The organism is Methanoregula sp. (assembly GCF_049510175.1).
GTDB lineage: Archaea > Halobacteriota > Methanomicrobia > Methanomicrobiales > Methanospirillaceae > Methanoregula.
In genome coordinates this window covers 186,236-203,047 of the sequence record NZ_JBEKZF010000004.1, presented here as the reverse complement: position 1 = coordinate 203,047, position 16,812 = coordinate 186,236, and the positions used below count along the sequence as shown (strand labels likewise).

Sequence of the window (16,812 nt, the reverse complement as noted above, 5' to 3'; positions counted from 1 at the left end):
GACTATATTAAGTCGTAATCATGACAGATAAAAGTGTGGCACACACATGCTCGAAATTGAACTCAAAGTCAGGATACCTGCTCTCGATCCGGTCCGTGAACAGCTGAAGAGAAAGAACGCACAGTTCTGCGGCAGGGTGCACGAGCATGACATCTATTATAATGCCCCCCACCGGGATTTCGCCACCACCGATGAGGCAGTGCGGGTCCGGTATACGGATGACCATGCGGTTGTGACTTACAAAGGCCCCAAGATAAAAAAATTCGGTCTCAAGGCCCGCGAAGAACTGAATTTCGCCGTGGAATCCGGGGAGGCCTTTGAGACGATGCTCGCCAGGCTCGGGTTTACCCGGACAACCGAAGTGAACAAGTGGCGGGAGAACTACCGGCTCGGCACTGCCTCGATCTCACTCGACACGGTTGACGAGCTCGGGACGTTTGCCGAGATCGAGATAATCGCCCGGGACGAGACCGACAATCCTACGGCAATGATCGAGAACATTGCAAAAGAGATTGGGGCAGATGGCGAGCCGATCCTTGACTCGTACCTGGAACTGCTACTGGCCAAACGATCGGAAAAATAATTTGGATCTTTTGAGTTACAAAATTAATTTTAACAAATAAAATCGCCCCCCCTCTTGCGCCTCCGAATGGTTCATCAGAACCATGAGGATGAGAAGAACCCATCAGAGTTCTTCGAATATAACCAGACTCGAAGAATCATTCTGATTCTTCTCGTGTCTCATCTCTGATGAGATTCGACATCCCCCGAGGGGGACGGGGCGCATCGGGATGCTGCGATATTGCCTGTCCACACTCTGAAATTGTTGGCTGATTTATGCCGGTAATACAGAGGAATCGCTACCGGGGGTGCCACAGCGGCGGGGGCGGAGCCCCCGAGAGCGCCATCATGTGAAAGAAATGATTTTCAACAATTCATTTCAGTTAATTTTCTGAAAAAGATTTTACAGTGACAGGTCTATCCCCGTCACCTTCCTGAACTGCTGTTCTATACGGTCAGCAGTTCAACCCTGATGTCCCGTGCTTCGTTCCCGAAGTGGAGCATCGCACAGTACCCGTCCATCGCCGGGCCGGGGTTGACAATTTTTACCCCGTCGACATCCATGACGCCACGCTGTTCGTGGATATGGGCACAGCAGACCAGGTCGAACGATTTCATGTGTCTCCGGATCGACTGGCTGCCCACGTGTTCGCCATTGGCCTTGTCGAGAGTCTCGTAGGGCGGGGCATGGCAGAGGAGCACGTTATGAACCGTCTTCTCCATCTTGTTCATCGCGCTGTGCAGCACGTCATCTATCTGCTTGTCGGTCAGCTCGAACGGTGTGTTGAAGGGTGTCGGGTTTGACCCGCCGACACCAACGATGGTCATCTTGCCAAGGTTGATCTGGGCACCGTGCATGCTCACGGTATCCGAGTGTTCGAGCGTCTCGAGGATCTCACGCGGGTCGCAGTTGCCGGGCACTGCAAAACACGGCACGTCGATGCGTGAGAGCACGTCATCGACCGCGTCAACGGGACCCATATTGGTGATATCGCCTGCAATAAATACCGCTTCTGGACTCAACTCCAGAAATGAATCAATTTTACCGAATTGACCATGGAGATCTGCTATCAATAGCACATCTTTCATGGTATATCATTTGAAGGGCGTCTAAAAAACCTTATCTCAGGATCGTTCCACGAACCGGTCAGTTTACCCCGTAAAGCCAGTTTCCCGCAGCATTTTTCGGTCTCCGTCAGGAGTGGCCGCGCGGTTGTTCCGGCGAGAGGTGTCCCGGGCAGAGGGATGAACCGGTGGACATGGACCTTCCCGAACCGGGCGACCCAGCGGATCATGTCAAGCGTTGCACGCTGGTCATCGTCCGTCTCGAACGGGAACCCGACGATGAAGTCGACAATGGGAGTGAGCGCGAAATCCCGGCACAATTCAACGGCCCGGACCACGTCATCCGTTCTGTGCCCGCGGCAGAGCCGTTCCAGCACAACGTCACTCCCGGACTGGGCGCCGAAGTGAAGTTTCGTGTTCGCGCAGTAGCGGTTGACCAGCCCGAGGGACTCGTCACAGACAAACTCCGGGCGGACTTCGCTCGGAAACGTGCCGAAATAGACCCGGTGCCGGCACTTCTGCAGGAGATGTTCGACCCTGTCAAAACGGGGGTGTATCCCGTCAGACCCGTAGGCGAATGCATCGGGGGTGACAAAACGCGACTGCCGGTGGCGGTCTGCATACCGGGCCACTTCGTCGATCGAGCGGTGCCGCATGCAGTGCCCGAAGATCTGCGGTGTCTGGCAGTACCCGCAGGAGAACGGGCAGCCCCGTGAGATTTCTATATACCCTTTGAACTCGGAAAAGGCCGGGTATGCATCAAGCCGTACCACCGTATCAGCTGGCCGGTAATAGTCACCGGTCATCACACCGGGGATCCTTCCATGCCCGCCCTCCCGGAGGTCTGCGAGGAGCCGCGGGAGCGTGAACTCCCCCTCGCCGACAATGACGTAATCCGCATAGTCCGCTACTTCCCGGGGACAGGCTGTCGCATGCGGGCCTCCGACAATGGTAAGACCGTCAGCCCCTGCAATTTCGTCGTGGTACCGGGAGGCACTGATCGATGTGAGGCTGTAGCAGGTCACGTCATCGGCCGGGCCATCTGTCTGGTTAAGGACAAATCCTTCCCGTTCACAGGCCGCATACAGGACGGCATAGGAATTCCGTGCCGCATGGATCAGCCGCCAGTTGACCTGCATGATACGTGATATACTAGAATTGCGGTATATAAAAAAGGGTTTTTATAGTCTGGTATCAGTGTTGCCGGTAAGGTCTGAGGGCGTCATCAACTTTGTATGTCTGGCCATTCATCTCGGATACATAAACGACGACACGGTCGGGTTTATCAGGGTTCTTGGTTCCTTCTAGAATTACCTCATCACCCTTGTTTGTACCGATTTTTGTTGTCATGATCTGTCCGTCCGAACGATAAAGCGTAACATCAATGGAGCTGACCAGCGATTGTCCTTTACCACCGTCAAACGCTACATGGATTTTCCCATCGTACTCTTTTTCCTGGACCGTCACACTTACGGCATTATTATCGGGGATCGAATCAGTCGGTGAGGTGATGAGATTATCTCCCGCCGATGCAGAACCGGAAGAGGAAACGGATGTAGCGGTACCGGACGAACTCTGGGTACCGGTACATCCAGCAAAAACAATCACTATACACAGGAGGATAATAACCGGAACCGTGATCTTATACTGCATACCAGAACCTGAGACCCGGAATTATTTCAGAGTTGCGCTCGCAGGTATCCGGAAAACCGGATCAGGCATCTTTAAGTTCCCCGTCATACTCCATCCCGCCACGGTCGCCATCCACCGTGACCGGGACAGAATCCTTCAGCCGGTTAAGGGGGACCGCGATCCGGTCGATCATGGGTATCCTGCCGATGATTGCACCGGTGGCGATGATCGCTTCGGCTTCGGTATTGACGATCGCCGCGGGAGCATGGCCGTTCCGGCTCAGGGCATACAGGACGTAGGACCCGACCGTTGACCCCTTTCCGTACGGGAACGCCAAGACCCTGCCGGCAATACAGGTCCCCTGCAGGGGGTGGCCTTTTTCCACGATAATCCCCGTTTCCGGATCTACACCGGACAGGAACGAGATCGGCACCGGGCTGACAAGGAGACTGCCGGTCCCCCGTCCCCGTGATATCCCTCTTCCACTGATATGCAAAATCACACCACATAAATGGTTGAAGATGAACATATAAGAGTGATATGGAAGAGATTGCTGTCAATACATCTGCATCTTCCGGTGAACTCAAGTATCAGATCCAGCTGAACGAACTCGAGGCTGCACTTCTCGACCTGAAAGTGAAAGCCGACGAGCTCCAGAAGGAGAACGGCCAGCTGAAACGCGAGAACAACCAGCTCAAGCGTATGCCGCTCTTCGTTGCGGTGGTGGTCGATATCCTTGAGAACGGCGAGATCTACCTCCGCCAGCAGGGCAACAACCAGGAGTATCTCACGAATGCATCTGAAGAACTCCGTCCCCTCTTAAAGCCCGGGGCCAAGGTTGCCGTCAATAATGCACTCTCGATCGTAAAAGTGATCGGCAATATCTATGATTCCCGCGTCCGTGTGATGGAACTTGAAGTGTCACCTGATATCTCTTATGCACAGATAGGCGGTCTGGCAAACGAGATCAAGGAAGTACGGGAGGCCGTGGAATATCCCCTGACCCGTCCCGAGATATTCCGCCGTATCGGTGTGGAACCCCCCAAGGGGATCCTTCTGTACGGCGCCCCGGGAACCGGGAAGACCCTGATCGCGAAGGCCGTTGCCCACGAGGCGAAAGCCACGTTTATCCGTATGTCGGGAAGCGAGCTTGTCCACAAGTTCATCGGCGAGGGCGCCGGGCTTGTCCGGGAACTGTTCCAGCTGGCCCGCGAGCGCGCTCCTGCCATCGTCTTCATCGACGAGATCGATGCCGTCGGCAGCATGCGGACGAACGACGGAACGAGCGGAAGCGCGGAAGTCCAGCGCACGCTCATGCAGCTCCTTGCCGAGATGGACGGTTTCGAGAACCGGGGGAACGTGCGGATCATGGCTGCCACCAACCGTGCAGACATGCTCGACCCCGCACTCCTGCGCCCCGGGCGGTTCGACCGCCTGATCGAGATACCGTTACCCGACCGGGACGCACGGCTCCAGATCCTGAAGATCCACTCCCGCAACATGAAACTGGGCAACGTGGATATGGACGAGATTGCACTTACCACCGAGAAAGCCACCGGAGCTGAACTCGAAGCGGTATGCCGTGAGGCTGGCATGATGGCCGTGCGTCGCGATGCTGCATTTGTCGATATGAATGACTTTACGGATGCCGTCCGCAAGGTGAAGAACGAGACCGTCACCGATAACCGCATGTATACCTGAGCCCGGGAACATGCGGCCCCCCTCCCCTTATTTCCGGAGATCTGCATGAATGTCCTCCTGATCCAGCGCGAAGGGATCGATCTCCACCATACGCTCTTTTCCTCAGAGACCAGCCGGATGGCGTTGCGGTTTTACCACCCGAAGAAGAAGTCCTGCGGGGTGTACATTTCCTGTGCAACACTCAGCAGTGCACTTTCCCTTGTCGCAGAGCTGCGCTGGTATATCCGGAGATACGTGCGCGAACCGCTGTTTGAACTGGAGACCGGGATATACTTCACCCACCCGCTGGCACAGGACGTCTATTATGAACGGACTGCCGTGCTCGGCCCGACATGGCCGTACCGCAAGCTCTACGGGTTCCGTGAAGGAAAACTGGTCAGTTCGGTCCCGATGTCCCTTGGCTCCACGATTGAAGAATACCACCAGGAATACATCGGCGCAGACAGGACCATCGAGATCTGGTGCACGGAAGACGATAGGGAAGAGGGCGAACGGATGGACGAACCGGAAGACAAGGGGGCACTCTTGGAGTAACCACCGGGTAATCGGGCTGGCATAGATCATTTTGAATCAAACATTGGAGAAATCTCATTTCACAAATATTTATGATACGAGTTGAGGCCCCTATACCTCTCTTATGGGATGACTGCCGCCGCCCCCGGCGGGGCGCAGTCGAAGATTGATATCTTCTCCAGTCAGTCCTCGCTGATGCGACGACTGCCTCCCCGCGGCGGACCAGTGACCAGATAAGAAAAATATCGGAAAACTCCCTGCTCCGCCGTGACTCGAAGTTCTCACGACCTTCTCGATTTCGTGGTTCTGATGAACCACTCAATCCCCGGAGAGGCCCTGAGCCGGGGAGCTATCATAATTTTGATCGGATCCCGAAAAACCCCATTCCCGGGTGGCTCCTCACGTTCTAGAACCTGTGGAAGGTTGCGATCGGCCGCTGTAACATTGCTAAACATGACCTCCCCTTTACCGACGTAAAACTTCCCGAAATCGGGCGAAACTCACCCTCTTTTTTGCGAATTATTACCTCCCGGGGGCCTGTACCCCCGTACCTTAAAGAACGTCTCCGACGGAGAATCATGAGGTAGGGAGAGTAAGTCCCCTGGGTCCCGGGTCCGTAAATAAGAGTTCGGAAAAAATAGGTTTCTTCAGACTAGCTGGTAATCCCCGGCATCCCGTCTCTTCCGGATCCCCATCGCCGCGCAGTGCCCGGTCGAGAACGCGGCCTGCAGGTTATACCCGCCGGTATCGCCATCGATGTCCAGCACCTCGCCGGCAAAGAAGAGGCCGGGCACGAGCTTCGACTCCATCGTCTTCGGGTCCACCTGATCGAGCGCAACGCCGCCCCGGGTCACCATCGCAAGGGAAAAATCCCCAAGCGCTGCAACAGCCAGCGGGAACTCCGTGCAGTTTGCAATCAGGGCGTTCCGCTTTTCTGCAGAGAAGTGGGCGCACTTAAGTTCCTCCGGGATCCCGGAGAGCTGCAGCAGTTTCCGGTTCAGCCGCTCCGGGAACGGGTATTTCGCAAGGATCGTGCCAACCTGCCAGCCGCTGTTCTCAGCGGCACGCTTCGCAAGCTCATCGGCAAACTCCTCGCGCCGCATCGCGCCAACAAACGAGAGCCGGATTACGTCACCGGGCCGGATCGCACGCGATGCATCGAGGATGCCCGGGCCGGAGAGCCCGAGGTGTGTGAAGAGGACATCGCCGGTATGGTCCGCGACCTTTTTCCCGTCACGCCAGACCGAGAACCGCATCCGCGTAAACGAGATGCCGGAGAGGCTTGCAAACGGGAACGGGCGGATGAGCAGCGGGGCGAGCGCCGGTGCGATCTCCGTCACCGGCTGGCCAAGCGAGGCGGCGAAGCGGTAGCCGTCACCGGTTGTCCCGCATTTTGGGTAGGATGCCCCCCCGGTCGTGATGACGAGGGTTTCTGATCGGTATTGTTTCGTGCCGGTTGTAGTTGTGAACGCTCCGTCAGTCCGGGAAACTGCCTGTACCGGTTCGCTGCACCGGATCGTCACGCCCCGGTTCCCGCACTCCGCAAGCAGGATCGCCAGCACATCCGCGGATTGCCGTGTCTGTGGGAACATTTTCCCGTTCTCATCAGTCATCATTGCAAGGCCGCGGTCGCCGAAAAAATCCACGAGATCCCTGTTGGTAAACGACATCAGGGCCGGTTTCAAAAATTTCCCGTGCCCGCCATAATGGGTGACGAACTCCCGGGTTTCACCGTCATGCGTGAGATTACACTGCCCGGAACCGGCCAGCAGGAGCTTGGCTCCGGGCTGGGAGTTCTTTTCGAGTACGAGGACCCGGCTGCCGGTGTTGGCCGCATGGATCGCACAGAAGAGACCGGCCGGCCCGGCCCCGATTATAACCACGTCACACTGCACGGTTTCGATCCCCTCACCAGTACATCAGGGCATGATCTCTTACATATATCGTTCTATTGCCGGAAGGACGCATGCCGGAAAAATATGCGCGGGTGGATCCCGCTACGGCCCGGTAATGCGCCGACAGAATCCTTTCCGTCCCATGAGGCTTGCGGGGAACGATCCATGAGGAACGTTCCCGATGCAGCCATACCCTTGGACCACGACAGAAAATGGTGAAAACGGGTTTAGGAAAACCGGAAAACGGCTGGGAAAATAGTGCTGGTCAATGCACGGAATTATGTTTTTTCGTGCGGAGGTGGGTCGTGTAGTGGTGGCGCAACTCCTCCGTTTCCTCCGGCGTGAAGTCTTTTTTCTTCGTGGCCTGGAGATGCTTTTCCATCTGCCGGACGATATGTTCAGCCTCGTGATGGTCCTCGACATCGAGATAGGTCGGAGCCTTTCCCACTTCATACGCATGCCCGCAAATAGGGCAGAGTTTCCACTTCTGGTAGCGATCCACGTATGCGAATGTCCTGCATCCCGGGCAGCGAATGATCAGGTACATGGACATGAGGTGATAGACGCGATCATGATAAAAACATATCGGAGGCTGGGAGGGCATCATCTTATCAAGGGAGTGCGAGCCGGACATATAGTGGCCAATGATTGGGGTTGAGACCCCCCCGTACCCCCTTTGCGATAAACGCCGCAGCCCCCGAAGGGGCGCCCCCGCAGCGGTTCAGGGACTGAATTCCCTGTTGAGAAAATCTCTATTCAAATAGAAGACTCACTGCCCCGCCGTGCCTCGGAGAGGCCCTGAGGCGGGGAATCCTCCAATTCATTTTTTCTTTTTTTTGGCTCTGAAATGATCCCGAAATCTCAGGTACGTTTCAATAGCAATCAAAAAATGAAAGGAACAGATCAGAATCCGGCCAGTACCGGCAATCCCGCCCGCAATCAATCCGAAACTCCTATATCGCCCGATCGTCTCATAGGATTGTGATGACAAAAGCGATCCAGGTACTGGGTGTGCGGGGGCTCCCCCTGATCCATGCCGGCGATGATGTCGCAGCGCTGATCTGCGGGCACCAGCCGGTCAAAGACGGGGACATCGTCTGCATCGCCTCCACCATTTACTCAAAATCGAAAGGCTATACCAAGTCCCTTGCGGCCATAACGCCCACGGAACGGGCCGTGCGGCTGGGGAAACTGAACGGGGAGGACCCCCGGTTTGTACAGGCCGTGCTGGACGCGTCCACGGATATCATCCTGGAGCACCCGTTCATCCTCTCTGAACTGTCCTTTGGTCATATCGGCGTCAGGGCCGGGGTGGACCAGAGCAATATCGAGGACGGCATGGTGATCTTCCTCCCGCCCGACCCGATGAAGGCAGCGGATGGCATGCGGGAGCGGATCCGGGAGATCACCGGCAATGACGTGGGCTCGATCATCACGGACACCTGCGGGAGATCCTTCCGGCGGGGGCAGACCGGCAATGCGATTGGCTGGAGCGGCATGACCGCGATCCGGGATTTCCGGGGGGATACGGACCTCTTCGGTCACGTGCTTAAGATCACGGAGGAGGCGGTCGTCGACGAGATCGCCGGGTTTGCCAATTTCGTGATGGGGGAGAGCAACAACGGCGTGCCCGCGGTCATCTTCCGGAACTGTCCGCCCTGGGCGGGGCACGACAACCTCTATTTCTCCGGGGAAGAGGACATCACGCGGCGCGTGCTGAAAAAAGAGTGGTCGTAAAAACCCGGTTAACCGGGGAATACGATATTAATGGTCAGGATGATGATACCGATTGCAGCGGCGACGACCATCACCGTGATGGGGCTGATATGGACAGCCCGACGGTCCTCGCTCTCATAATAGTTGACGAGTCCTGCTGAGGAGAGTAATCTTCCACCTTGCTTCTTTGCCATGCAAATATATTTCATTTTTCGATATATAAAGGAGAGATACGCTGTATGAAAAAAAGCCCCTCTATTGTCTCCGGACAGGTCCTGGTTGGGGAAGAGCTCGCGCTTCTTCCGGCCGATATCATCATAGAAGACGGGACGATCACCGCAATCGAGGAAAATCCCCGTGCGCCTCCTGACTGGGTCTGCCCGGCATTCTTCAATGCCCACACGCACCTTGGCGATACCGTTGCCATGGACTGCGGGACAACGGGCGACCTTGCTGCGCTCGTCACTCCGCCGGATGGCCTGAAACATCGTCTTCTCAGGGCGGCATCCCGTCAGGACCTGATCGTAGGAATGCGGGCGAGTATTACCGGGATGATTGCCCGGGGCACTGCCGGGTGTGCGGATTTCCGCGAAGGGGGAATCAGGGGTGTTACTGCCCTGCAGGAATCCTCACGCGGCCTTCCCTTCCTCACCTGTATTTTCGGGCGTGACGGGGGGGAGATGATTGCCGGCGGTCTTGGGATCAGCAGTGCCCGCGATGTTCCCGATCTTGAACGGATGGTGTCCGCGGCGCGGCGGGCCGGGAAGATGATTGCGTTCCATGCCGGGGAACGGGATGCCGGGGATGTCGATGCGGCACTTGCATTCGATCCGGATCTCATCATCCATGCGACCCATGCAACAAAAAAGCAGCTCCGCTCCTGTGCGGAGCATGAAATTCCCCTTGTGGTATGTCCCCGGTCCAACTGGACACTGGGCGTTACGTCATCTGCCCGCCATCCCCCGATCCGGGTGATGGAGGCACTGGGGTGCACGGTGTACCTGGGGACGGATAACGTGATGTTTGTCCCGCCGGACATGTTGGGGGAAATGGCATTCATGTCAACGGTTTACAAGACCGATCCCGCTGCCATTCTCCGGTCCGCCATTGGCGGATCTGCGCTCACCGGTTCACCGTTTTTCATCAGGCCGGGCGCGCGGGCGAACCTGTTTATGATAAACCCGGAAAAAACCGCACTGCATTTCAGCCGCGATCCGGTTGCCTCCATCATAAAACGGGCTTCTTCTGGCACAATTTGCACAAATGTTTTTAATTCATACATCCAATAAAACAGGCATGTTTGTTTTGGGTGATTACGGTGTTCTCTAATATCCTTGTTGCTCTCGATGGCTCCCCGGCAGGACAGCAGGCTCTTGAACGGGCTGTTGAGATGGCTCATGCGGGGAATGCCAAGCTGCATGCTGTCTATATCGTTGAAACCGGTCTGTTCTCCTCCCTCCCGACCGACAATACGGTTGAAATAATGTACAATGTCCTCCAGAAAGAAGGGGAAGCGGTTCTTGATAAGGCAAAGACTGATGCTGCCGCACACGGTATCACCCTCACAACCCACCTCAAATTCGGTCATGCCGGCAGTGAAGTCATCGCTCTTTCAGACAAGATAAAAACCGACCTGATCGTTGTCGGCTCCCATGGGAAGAGCCAGACCGACCGGCTTCTGATCGGGAGCGTCAGCACATTTGTTGTCACCCACAGCAGAGTATCGACCCTGGTGGTGAGATCATAACAGAAATGATTGTCAAAGACTACATGACATCCGACGTTGTCCATGTCGAAATCCCGGGCAACCGCGATGATGTCCTGAAGATCCTCAAGCGCACGGGAATCTCCGGGGTACCGGTCATCAAGAACAAGAAAATTGTCGGGATCATCACCCGGAAGGACCTGCTGAGTAAGCCGGAGGAGACCCAGCTCGGCCTCCTGATGACGGCAAAGCCAATCACCATCGAACCGGACATGGAGATCAGTGAGGCCGCCCGTATCCTCGTTACAAAGCATATACGGCGACTGCCGGTTGTTGAAAATAACCATCTTGTCGGTCTGCTTTCGGTTGCAGATGTCATCCATGCCCTCGCCCAGTCCAAGGTCAAGGAAGAGATCAAGGACAAGTATACCAGCAAGACGTTTGCCCTCTGGGAGGAGACCCCCCTGCCGGTAGTCGGACGGGTCATGGAGATCTCCGGTGTCGATGCGATCCCGATCCTCGATGCCGAGAACAAACTCCAGGGCATCATTTCCGAGCGCGACCTCATCCGGAGCTCAAGTATTGAGGATTCTGTCGGCGTCTCCGACTTCTCCAACGGTACGGATGATGACGAATGGACCTGGGAGAGCATCCGGGATAACCACACGATCAGTTTCGGCATCTCCCGGGTACAGCTGCCAAACCGGCCGGTGAAACTTGCCATGGTCAAGAATGTCGTGGCAGTTCCGCAGAACGCGGAAGTGAGTGAGTGCGCCCTGAAGATGCGCCGCTCCCGTGTCGACCAGTTGCCGGTGATAAACGGTGACAAGAAACTGGTCGCCATGCTCTATGACCGTGACCTGATCCGGGCCTTCTGCAACGAAGAGCCTGAATAAAAACCTTTAAATTTCCCTATATCATTTAATAATTAAAAGCGCTTTTAACAGGTTTTAGGCGTTTATTTGTTTTTGGGGTGTTAATATGCCTGAACAGTTACAGGAGTCCATGAAGGGGACAACCACCATCGGCATCGTTTTTGCCGGGGGAGTTATTCTCGCAACCGAGAAACGGGCGACCATGGGCAGCATGATCGCGAGCAAGAAAGCAAAGAAAGTGTACCAGGTCGCAGAACGGATCGGCATGACCACGGCCGGCGGTGTTGGCGATGCCCAGCAGCTCGCACGCATCCTCTCCGTGGAATGCAACCTGTACCAGATCCGCAGGTCCCGCCCGATCACGGTCGGTGCCACCGCAACGCTTCTTTCAAACTATCTCAACCAGAACCGCATTTACCCATACTATGTCCAGCTCCTCGTTGGCGGCATTGACGAGAAAGGGCCCAGCGTCTATTCCGTGGATGCAATGGGTGGTGCGACAAAGGAAGAGGAGATCGTATCAACCGGCTCCGGTTCGCCCATGGCGTACGGTGTGCTGGAAGACCGGTTCAAACCGAACATGAGCGAGGACGAGGCGATCGATATTGCGGTCAGGGGACTGAAATCCGCAATGAAGCGCGATTCCGCATCCGGTGAAGGGATCCATATTGTAGTGATCACGAAAGACAGGTATCAGGAACTTAGCGAGGATGCAGTCAAGAACTATTCTGCCAAAACCTCCGTATAACTTTTTTTAGGACGACTATTTTATGCAGATTGAAGAACGGTTGAGAGAGCTCAAAGAGAAAATTAATGAAAAAGTGCCGCATGGCATTAACGTAACGCAGGTCGAGTTTGAAGGCCCGGAGCTGGTCATCTATACCGATGACCCCAAGCGGTTCGCTGACGAGGCGGACTTAATCAAGATCCTTGCCCGCGACCTGCGCAAGCGGATCGTTGTCAGGCCGACGATCCTTGAAGACCCTGAAAAGGCCCACAACGAGATCAAGGCGGTCGTGCCGGAGACCGCCGGCATCACCGATATCTTCTTTGATGCCGACACCGGGGAAGTGCTCATCGAGGCCGAGAAACCCGGTGTCGTGATCGGCAAGAACGGCGCGACGCTGCGCGAGATCACCAAGCATATCGGCTGGACCCCCAAGGTCGTGCGGACCCCCCCGATCGAAAGCACCACGGTCAAGCAGGTCCGGCAGTACCTGCGGTCCGCGAACGAGGAGCGCAAGCAGTTCCTCCGGACGATCGGGCGGAGGATCCACCGGGACCTTCCTGGCAAGGATGATACCAACAAGGATGCGACCCGTAAGGACCAGTGGGTCCGGGTTACTACTCTCGGGTGCTGCCGCGAAGTCGGCCGGGCCGCATTCCTGCTCTCGACACCGGACAGCAAGGTGCTGATCGACTGCGGGGAAAAACCCGACAACCAGAACGGGACGCCCTACCTCTACGTCCCGGAGATCCACCCGCTTGCCGGGCTCGATGCCGTGGTCCTGACGCACGCCCACCTCGACCACTGTGCGCTGATCCCCCTCCTCTATAAGTACGGGTACGAAGGCCCGGTCTACGCGACACCCCCCACCCGGGACCTCTCCGTGATGCTCCAGCTCGATTACCTCGACGTGATCAACAAGGAGGGCCGCAAGGTGCCGTACTCCTCGAACGAGGTCAGGACCTATATCCGTCACTCCATCACGCTCAACTACGGCAGCGTGACCGATATCGCACCGGATATCAAGCTCACGTTCCACAATGCCGGCCACATCCTGGGCTCCGCGATCGCCCACTTCCACGTCGGCGACGGTATGTACAACATCGCGTTTACCGGCGATTTCAATTACAGCAAGAGCCGGCTCTTCAACCCGGCGATCAACCAGTTCCCGCGGCTCGAAGCGCTCTTCATGGAGAGCACGTACGGCGGCAGCAACGACTTCCAGCAGGCCCGGTCGGATGCCGAGGCCCGGTTGTACGAGACGATCAACACCGTCCTCCAGCGGGGCGGCAAGGTGATCATCCCCGCGTTCTCGGTCGGCCGGTCGCAGGAAGTCATGCTCGCCCTGGAAGAGGGGATGCGCCTCGACAAGATCCCGAAGGTGAAGATCTACCTTGACGGCATGATCCGCGAGGCAACTGCCATCCACACCACCTACCCGGAGTACCTGAATACCGAACTCCGGAACCTGATCTTCCGCGAAGGCATGAACCCCTTCCTTGCCGAGTGCTTCCAGCAGGTGGACAGCAACGAGCTCCGCGAGAAAGTGATGGCGGGCGATCCCTGCGTCATCATCTCCACGAGCGGTATGCTCAACGGAGGACCGGTGATGGAATACCTCCAGAACCTTGCCCAGGACGAGAAGAACGCGCTCGTCTTTGTCGGGTACCAGGCAGAAGGGACCTATGGCCGCCGGATCCAGAAGGGCTGGCGCGAAGTGCCTCTCGGCCGGAAGGGGACGATCACGATCAACCTCGAGATCGTCACGGTCGACGGCTTCTCCGGCCACTCCGACCGACGGCAGCTGATGAACTATATCGGCCAGATCCAGCCCCGCCCCGAGAAGATCTTCTGCATCCATGGTGATGAGAACAACACGATTGACCTCGCCAGCTCCATCTACAAGCGGTACCACATCGAGACCCACTCACCGATGAACCTCGAGACCTACCGGATGGTCTGAAAAGCGGTTGCGATGCGGACACGGATCACCCTTTTTCTCGGCATCTTTTCCGTGATGGCGTTGTCCAACGCCATCGTCCCCGTGCTCCCGGCATTTGCGGCCGATTCCGCCTGGTCGGGTGCGGTATACTCGGCGTACTTTCTCGGCGCATTCTTAAGCACGCTGCCGGCCGGCATACTCTCGGACCGGTACGGCCGCATACGGATGATGCGGATCGGTCTTGCCGTTACTGTTGTCAGCGGGCTGCTGCTCTCCATTACAACGACTGCGGTGCCGGCCCTGGCAGTCCGGCTCATGGAAGGCATTGGCGCAGGGTTGTTCGTTGCGCCGGCGATGTCGCTCGTCAATACCGGGCCGGACCATGAGCGGCAGAGCGGGTATCTCATGGCCCTGCTCAACGGGGGCCTCGTCCTTGGCCTGATCGGTGCCGGCCTGCTCGCAGCCGCATTCCACGAACCCGTGGCCGGGATCTTCCTGTTCACTGTCCTCTCCATCATCCCCGCGGTGTTCAGCTTTCTCATTCAGGAACCGCAGGCCCCTGCTGCTGTCGCCGGGGGGGGCGTCCCTGCATTCCTCTCGCTCGTGCGGGAACACCGGGGGATCTGGTATTCATCCCTTGTCCTGGTCGGGATCACCGGCGTTGTCACCTCCCTCTACCCGAAATTTTCCGGGGCCGCCCCGGATCTCCTCGGGCTCTGGATTGCCGGCATGAGCGTGGCGACGATCGTCGCGGTGCTCATTATCTCGCGGTTCCGTTTTGACGAGATCCTGGCAATCCAAATCTCGGCCATCCTGATGGTGGCCGGCGTCATGGTCTCCTACTTCTCGCCAGCAGGCTTCCTCGTGCTCGGCTTCCTCGCGGGGATCGTCATGATCGCCCAGATGGCGTTCCTCTCCCGTGTCAGGGAACAGCAGGGCACCGCCATGGGGCTGTTCACAACCACCAGTTACCTGGGGATGGCGGTGCTGCCGTTTATTGCCGGGATTATTGCGGACGGGGCCGGGTTCTTTGTTGCGTTCTGCGTGACGGCGTTGGCTGCGGTGACGGTTGTGGTTACGGTGAGGAAGTAATGCGGCACGACCCGTGCTGTTGATTCCTATTAAAAAAGTGATATTAGAGCGGCTAGTCTGAGCCAGTCATTGATAAGTAAACTGATCGGCTGGTGAAGTTGCGGATGTGCCGCCAGGTGTGACAACAGTGACGTCAATGGTAGTTCCGGGTGGATATTGCGGGCTTCCCGCAGCTATAACTGTAGAACTGAGTACTCTAAATCCATATTGCGACGGTTCAGAGCCAAAGTATACATTGGTGACTCCGGTAAAGCCGGTTCCGCGGATTAACACTCCAATACTTTGCCGGCCGGATGAGGGTGAGATGGAGGTAACGGTTGGTCTTGAATAGGTCTGTGAGCCGCAATTGCCGGTAGTAGTTGAACCAGATGGGCAAAAAGTAATACACTTGCCATTCTCGCAATCTTGTCCCGCTCCACAGACAACCCCACATGATCCACAATTTTTCAAAGAATTCTGGGTATTGGCACAGGTTCCACCGCAGTTAGTCATACCGGACGAGCAACCGCAAGTACCTCCAGAGCAACTTTGTAGGCCTGGACATACATTATTGCACGATCCACAATTGCTGGAATCGCTCTGGGTATTGGTACAGGTTCCACCGCAGTTGGTCTGGCCCGAAGAACATACAGTACTAGACCCAGCTGAAGTGGGTGAAGCCAAAGTGGGTGCAGCTCCCGGGATCCAACATTGCGCATTATTGCATTGAGACCCGGCCGGGCAGATCCGTCCGCAACCTCCACAGTTATTGTTGTCGGATGTGTCATCGACACATTGTCCGTTACACTCAATCTGGCCCTGAGGACATTCCAGAGTGTTAATATCCTCCATGCCCACACAAACCGAATTGGTACATTTGGAGTAGGCCTGGCAGACATTTCCGCAACTACCGCAGTTCATGTTGTCAGATGTCAGATCGGCGCAGTTCCTGTCAGAACACTCAGTTTGTCCCGGAGGACATACCGTACTCGTATTCAGACATTTCGAATTCCTGCATATGGATCCGGTCGGGCAGGCATTTCCACAACTACCGCAGTTATTGATATCTGATGTGAGATCAGGGCAACCTCCATTACAGAGTGTTTGTCCACCCTTGCAACCGCATTGTCCGTTGACGCATGGTTGTCCAGAATGGCAGGTATTGCCGCAGGCTCCACAATTCCCTATGTCTACGGAGAGATCGCTGCATTGACCGTTACACGAGGTTAACCCTTGCCGGCACGTTCCTCCCGGGGTCAAAGGAGAAACCGTTGTAGGTAATGTTATGGAGGAAGTGGCGAGATCTGATGAGGATTTCAATTTTGTCGATGTTGAACTGCATCCCGCAATCAAGACAACCGCTATGATCAGGATTGCAAGAACCACGCGTTTGGACAGCATTAGCCCCA

General features: G+C 56.4%; 19 protein-coding genes. 10 read left to right on the top strand and 9 right to left on the bottom strand.

Annotated elements, in window-relative coordinates; translation table 11 throughout:
• Window positions 1-46: 46 nt before the first annotated feature.
• On the top strand, window positions 47-583 hold the full coding sequence (gene cyaB, locus ABSG49_RS07735; protein WP_424025541.1) for a class IV adenylate cyclase: 537 nt from the start codon (window positions 47-49) through the stop codon (window positions 581-583).
• A 425-nt stretch (window positions 584-1,008) separates the two neighbouring features.
• Here the strand turns inward: cyaB and ABSG49_RS07730 are convergent, their stop codons facing one another.
• From ABSG49_RS07730 to ABSG49_RS07715, 4 genes are all read right to left on the bottom strand, one after another.
• Entirely contained in the window at window positions 1,009-1,650 is a 642-nt protein-coding gene (locus tag ABSG49_RS07730) for a metallophosphoesterase family protein (protein ID WP_424025540.1), read from the bottom strand.
• A complete protein-coding gene (locus ABSG49_RS07725; protein ID WP_424025539.1) occupies window positions 1,647-2,765 on the bottom strand; it encodes a TIGR04013 family B12-binding domain/radical SAM domain-containing protein in 1,119 nt (372 codons plus the stop codon). Before ABSG49_RS07725 ends, ABSG49_RS07730 begins: the two co-directional genes overlap by 4 nt.
• 55 nt (window positions 2,766-2,820) lie before the next feature.
• Window positions 2,821-3,279, bottom strand: coding sequence for a hypothetical protein (locus tag ABSG49_RS07720; RefSeq protein ID WP_424025538.1), 459 nt, complete (start codon window positions 3,277-3,279; stop codon window positions 2,821-2,823).
• Window positions 3,280-3,340: 61 nt separating this feature from the next.
• Window positions 3,341-3,787: a DUF126 domain-containing protein gene (locus ABSG49_RS07715; RefSeq protein ID WP_424025537.1), complete on the bottom strand. Its 447-nt coding sequence runs from the start codon at window positions 3,785-3,787 to the stop codon at window positions 3,341-3,343.
• 11 nt (window positions 3,788-3,798) lie between these two features.
• On the opposite strand from ABSG49_RS07715, the gene ABSG49_RS07710 reads away from it, so the two are divergent.
• Both ABSG49_RS07710 and ABSG49_RS07705 read left to right on the top strand, forming a co-directional pair.
• Window positions 3,799-4,959 carry a proteasome-activating nucleotidase gene (locus tag ABSG49_RS07710; protein WP_424025536.1) on the top strand — a complete coding sequence of 387 codons (1,161 nt, stop codon included), beginning with the start codon at window positions 3,799-3,801 and terminating at the stop codon, window positions 4,957-4,959.
• A gap of 45 nt (window positions 4,960-5,004) precedes the next feature.
• The gene (locus ABSG49_RS07705) at window positions 5,005-5,493 is read left to right on the top strand and encodes a DUF5804 family protein (protein WP_424025535.1); all 489 of its coding nucleotides are present in this window, start codon (window positions 5,005-5,007) and stop codon (window positions 5,491-5,493) included.
• 626 nt (window positions 5,494-6,119) lie between these two features.
• Here ABSG49_RS07705 and ABSG49_RS07700 read toward each other — a convergent pair.
• Entirely contained in the window at window positions 6,120-7,367 is a 1,248-nt protein-coding gene (locus tag ABSG49_RS07700) for a BaiN/RdsA family NAD(P)/FAD-dependent oxidoreductase (RefSeq protein ID WP_424025534.1), read from the bottom strand.
• 265 nt (window positions 7,368-7,632) lie between these two features.
• Window positions 7,633-7,914 carry a DUF1922 domain-containing protein gene (locus ABSG49_RS07695; RefSeq protein ID WP_424025533.1) on the bottom strand — a complete coding sequence of 94 codons (282 nt, stop codon included), beginning with the start codon at window positions 7,912-7,914 and terminating at the stop codon, window positions 7,633-7,635.
• A 437-nt stretch (window positions 7,915-8,351) separates the two neighbouring features.
• Here ABSG49_RS07695 and ABSG49_RS07690 point away from each other — a divergent pair, with 437 nt between their 5' ends.
• Window positions 8,352-9,104, top strand: a complete 753-nt coding sequence (locus ABSG49_RS07690; protein ID WP_424025532.1) for a coenzyme F420-0:L-glutamate ligase — start codon at window positions 8,352-8,354, stop codon at window positions 9,102-9,104.
• Window positions 9,105-9,112: 8 nt separating this feature from the next.
• On the opposite strand, the gene ABSG49_RS07685 is transcribed toward ABSG49_RS07690, so the two are convergent.
• Window positions 9,113-9,277, bottom strand: a complete 165-nt coding sequence (locus ABSG49_RS07685) for a preprotein translocase subunit Sec61beta (RefSeq protein ID WP_424025531.1) — start codon at window positions 9,275-9,277, stop codon at window positions 9,113-9,115.
• 45 nt (window positions 9,278-9,322) lie between these two features.
• Between ABSG49_RS07685 and ABSG49_RS07680 the strand changes: the two genes are divergently transcribed.
• The 6 genes from ABSG49_RS07680 (at window position 9,323) to ABSG49_RS07655 (ending at window position 15,424) form a co-directional block, all read left to right on the top strand.
• A complete protein-coding gene (locus ABSG49_RS07680; protein WP_424025530.1) occupies window positions 9,323-10,372 on the top strand; it encodes an amidohydrolase family protein in 1,050 nt (349 codons plus the stop codon).
• A gap of 29 nt (window positions 10,373-10,401) precedes the next feature.
• The gene (locus ABSG49_RS07675; RefSeq protein ID WP_424025529.1) at window positions 10,402-10,830 is read left to right on the top strand and encodes a universal stress protein; all 429 of its coding nucleotides are present in this window, start codon (window positions 10,402-10,404) and stop codon (window positions 10,828-10,830) included.
• Window positions 10,831-10,835: 5 nt separating this feature from the next.
• A complete protein-coding gene (locus ABSG49_RS07670; RefSeq protein ID WP_424025528.1) occupies window positions 10,836-11,684 on the top strand; it encodes a CBS domain-containing protein in 849 nt (282 codons plus the stop codon).
• An 85-nt stretch (window positions 11,685-11,769) separates the two neighbouring features.
• Window positions 11,770-12,411 (top strand): archaeal proteasome endopeptidase complex subunit beta, encoded by a 642-nt coding sequence (gene psmB, locus ABSG49_RS07665; protein WP_424025527.1) that lies wholly within the window; start codon window positions 11,770-11,772, stop codon window positions 12,409-12,411.
• 22 nt (window positions 12,412-12,433) lie between these two features.
• Window positions 12,434-14,353, top strand: a complete 1,920-nt coding sequence (locus ABSG49_RS07660) for a beta-CASP ribonuclease aCPSF1 (protein ID WP_424025526.1) — start codon at window positions 12,434-12,436, stop codon at window positions 14,351-14,353.
• 12 nt (window positions 14,354-14,365) lie between these two features.
• Complete coding sequence (locus ABSG49_RS07655) at window positions 14,366-15,424, top strand: MFS transporter (RefSeq protein ID WP_424025525.1); 1,059 nt, start codon at window positions 14,366-14,368, stop codon at window positions 15,422-15,424.
• A 66-nt stretch (window positions 15,425-15,490) separates the two neighbouring features.
• Here the strand turns inward: ABSG49_RS07655 and ABSG49_RS07650 are convergent, their stop codons facing one another.
• Both ABSG49_RS07650 and ABSG49_RS07645 read right to left on the bottom strand, forming a co-directional pair.
• Window positions 15,491-16,663 (bottom strand): hypothetical protein, encoded by a 1,173-nt coding sequence (locus ABSG49_RS07650; RefSeq protein WP_424025566.1) that lies wholly within the window; start codon window positions 16,661-16,663, stop codon window positions 15,491-15,493.
• Window positions 16,620-16,745 (bottom strand): hypothetical protein, encoded by a 126-nt coding sequence (locus tag ABSG49_RS07645; protein WP_424025569.1) that lies wholly within the window; start codon window positions 16,743-16,745, stop codon window positions 16,620-16,622. Before ABSG49_RS07645 ends, ABSG49_RS07650 begins: the two co-directional genes overlap by 44 nt.
• Between the last annotated feature and the right edge of the window lie 67 nt (window positions 16,746-16,812).

What these genes read in the sequence shown, in the direction of transcription:
- ABSG49_RS07730 (WP_424025540.1), bottom strand. Translation starts at nt 1,650, where the DNA reads ATGAAAGATGTGCTATTGATAGCAGATCTCCATGGTCAATTCGGTAAA.
- ABSG49_RS07720 (WP_424025538.1), bottom strand. Translation starts at nt 3,279, where the DNA reads ATGCAGTATAAGATCACGGTTCCGGTTATTATCCTCCTGTGTATAGTG.
- ABSG49_RS07660 (WP_424025526.1), top strand. Translation starts at nt 12,434, where the DNA reads ATGCAGATTGAAGAACGGTTGAGAGAGCTCAAAGAGAAAATTAATGAA.
- psmB (WP_424025527.1), top strand. Translation starts at nt 11,770, where the DNA reads ATGCCTGAACAGTTACAGGAGTCCATGAAGGGGACAACCACCATCGGC.
- ABSG49_RS07655 (WP_424025525.1), top strand. Translation starts at nt 14,366, where the DNA reads ATGCGGACACGGATCACCCTTTTTCTCGGCATCTTTTCCGTGATGGCG.
- ABSG49_RS07680 (WP_424025530.1), top strand. Translation starts at nt 9,323, where the DNA reads ATGAAAAAAAGCCCCTCTATTGTCTCCGGACAGGTCCTGGTTGGGGAA.
- ABSG49_RS07685 (WP_424025531.1), bottom strand. Translation starts at nt 9,277, where the DNA reads ATGGCAAAGAAGCAAGGTGGAAGATTACTCTCCTCAGCAGGACTCGTC.
- ABSG49_RS07690 (WP_424025532.1), top strand. Translation starts at nt 8,352, where the DNA reads ATGACAAAAGCGATCCAGGTACTGGGTGTGCGGGGGCTCCCCCTGATC.
- ABSG49_RS07710 (WP_424025536.1), top strand. Translation starts at nt 3,799, where the DNA reads ATGGAAGAGATTGCTGTCAATACATCTGCATCTTCCGGTGAACTCAAG.
- ABSG49_RS07645 (WP_424025569.1), bottom strand. Translation starts at nt 16,745, where the DNA reads ATGCAGTTCAACATCGACAAAATTGAAATCCTCATCAGATCTCGCCAC.
- cyaB (WP_424025541.1), top strand. Translation starts at nt 47, where the DNA reads ATGCTCGAAATTGAACTCAAAGTCAGGATACCTGCTCTCGATCCGGTC.
- ABSG49_RS07705 (WP_424025535.1), top strand. Translation starts at nt 5,005, where the DNA reads ATGAATGTCCTCCTGATCCAGCGCGAAGGGATCGATCTCCACCATACG.
- ABSG49_RS07715 (WP_424025537.1), bottom strand. Translation starts at nt 3,787, where the DNA reads ATGTTCATCTTCAACCATTTATGTGGTGTGATTTTGCATATCAGTGGA.
- ABSG49_RS07670 (WP_424025528.1), top strand. Translation starts at nt 10,836, where the DNA reads ATGATTGTCAAAGACTACATGACATCCGACGTTGTCCATGTCGAAATC.
- ABSG49_RS07725 (WP_424025539.1), bottom strand. Translation starts at nt 2,765, where the DNA reads ATGCAGGTCAACTGGCGGCTGATCCATGCGGCACGGAATTCCTATGCC.
- ABSG49_RS07695 (WP_424025533.1), bottom strand. Translation starts at nt 7,914, where the DNA reads ATGTACCTGATCATTCGCTGCCCGGGATGCAGGACATTCGCATACGTG.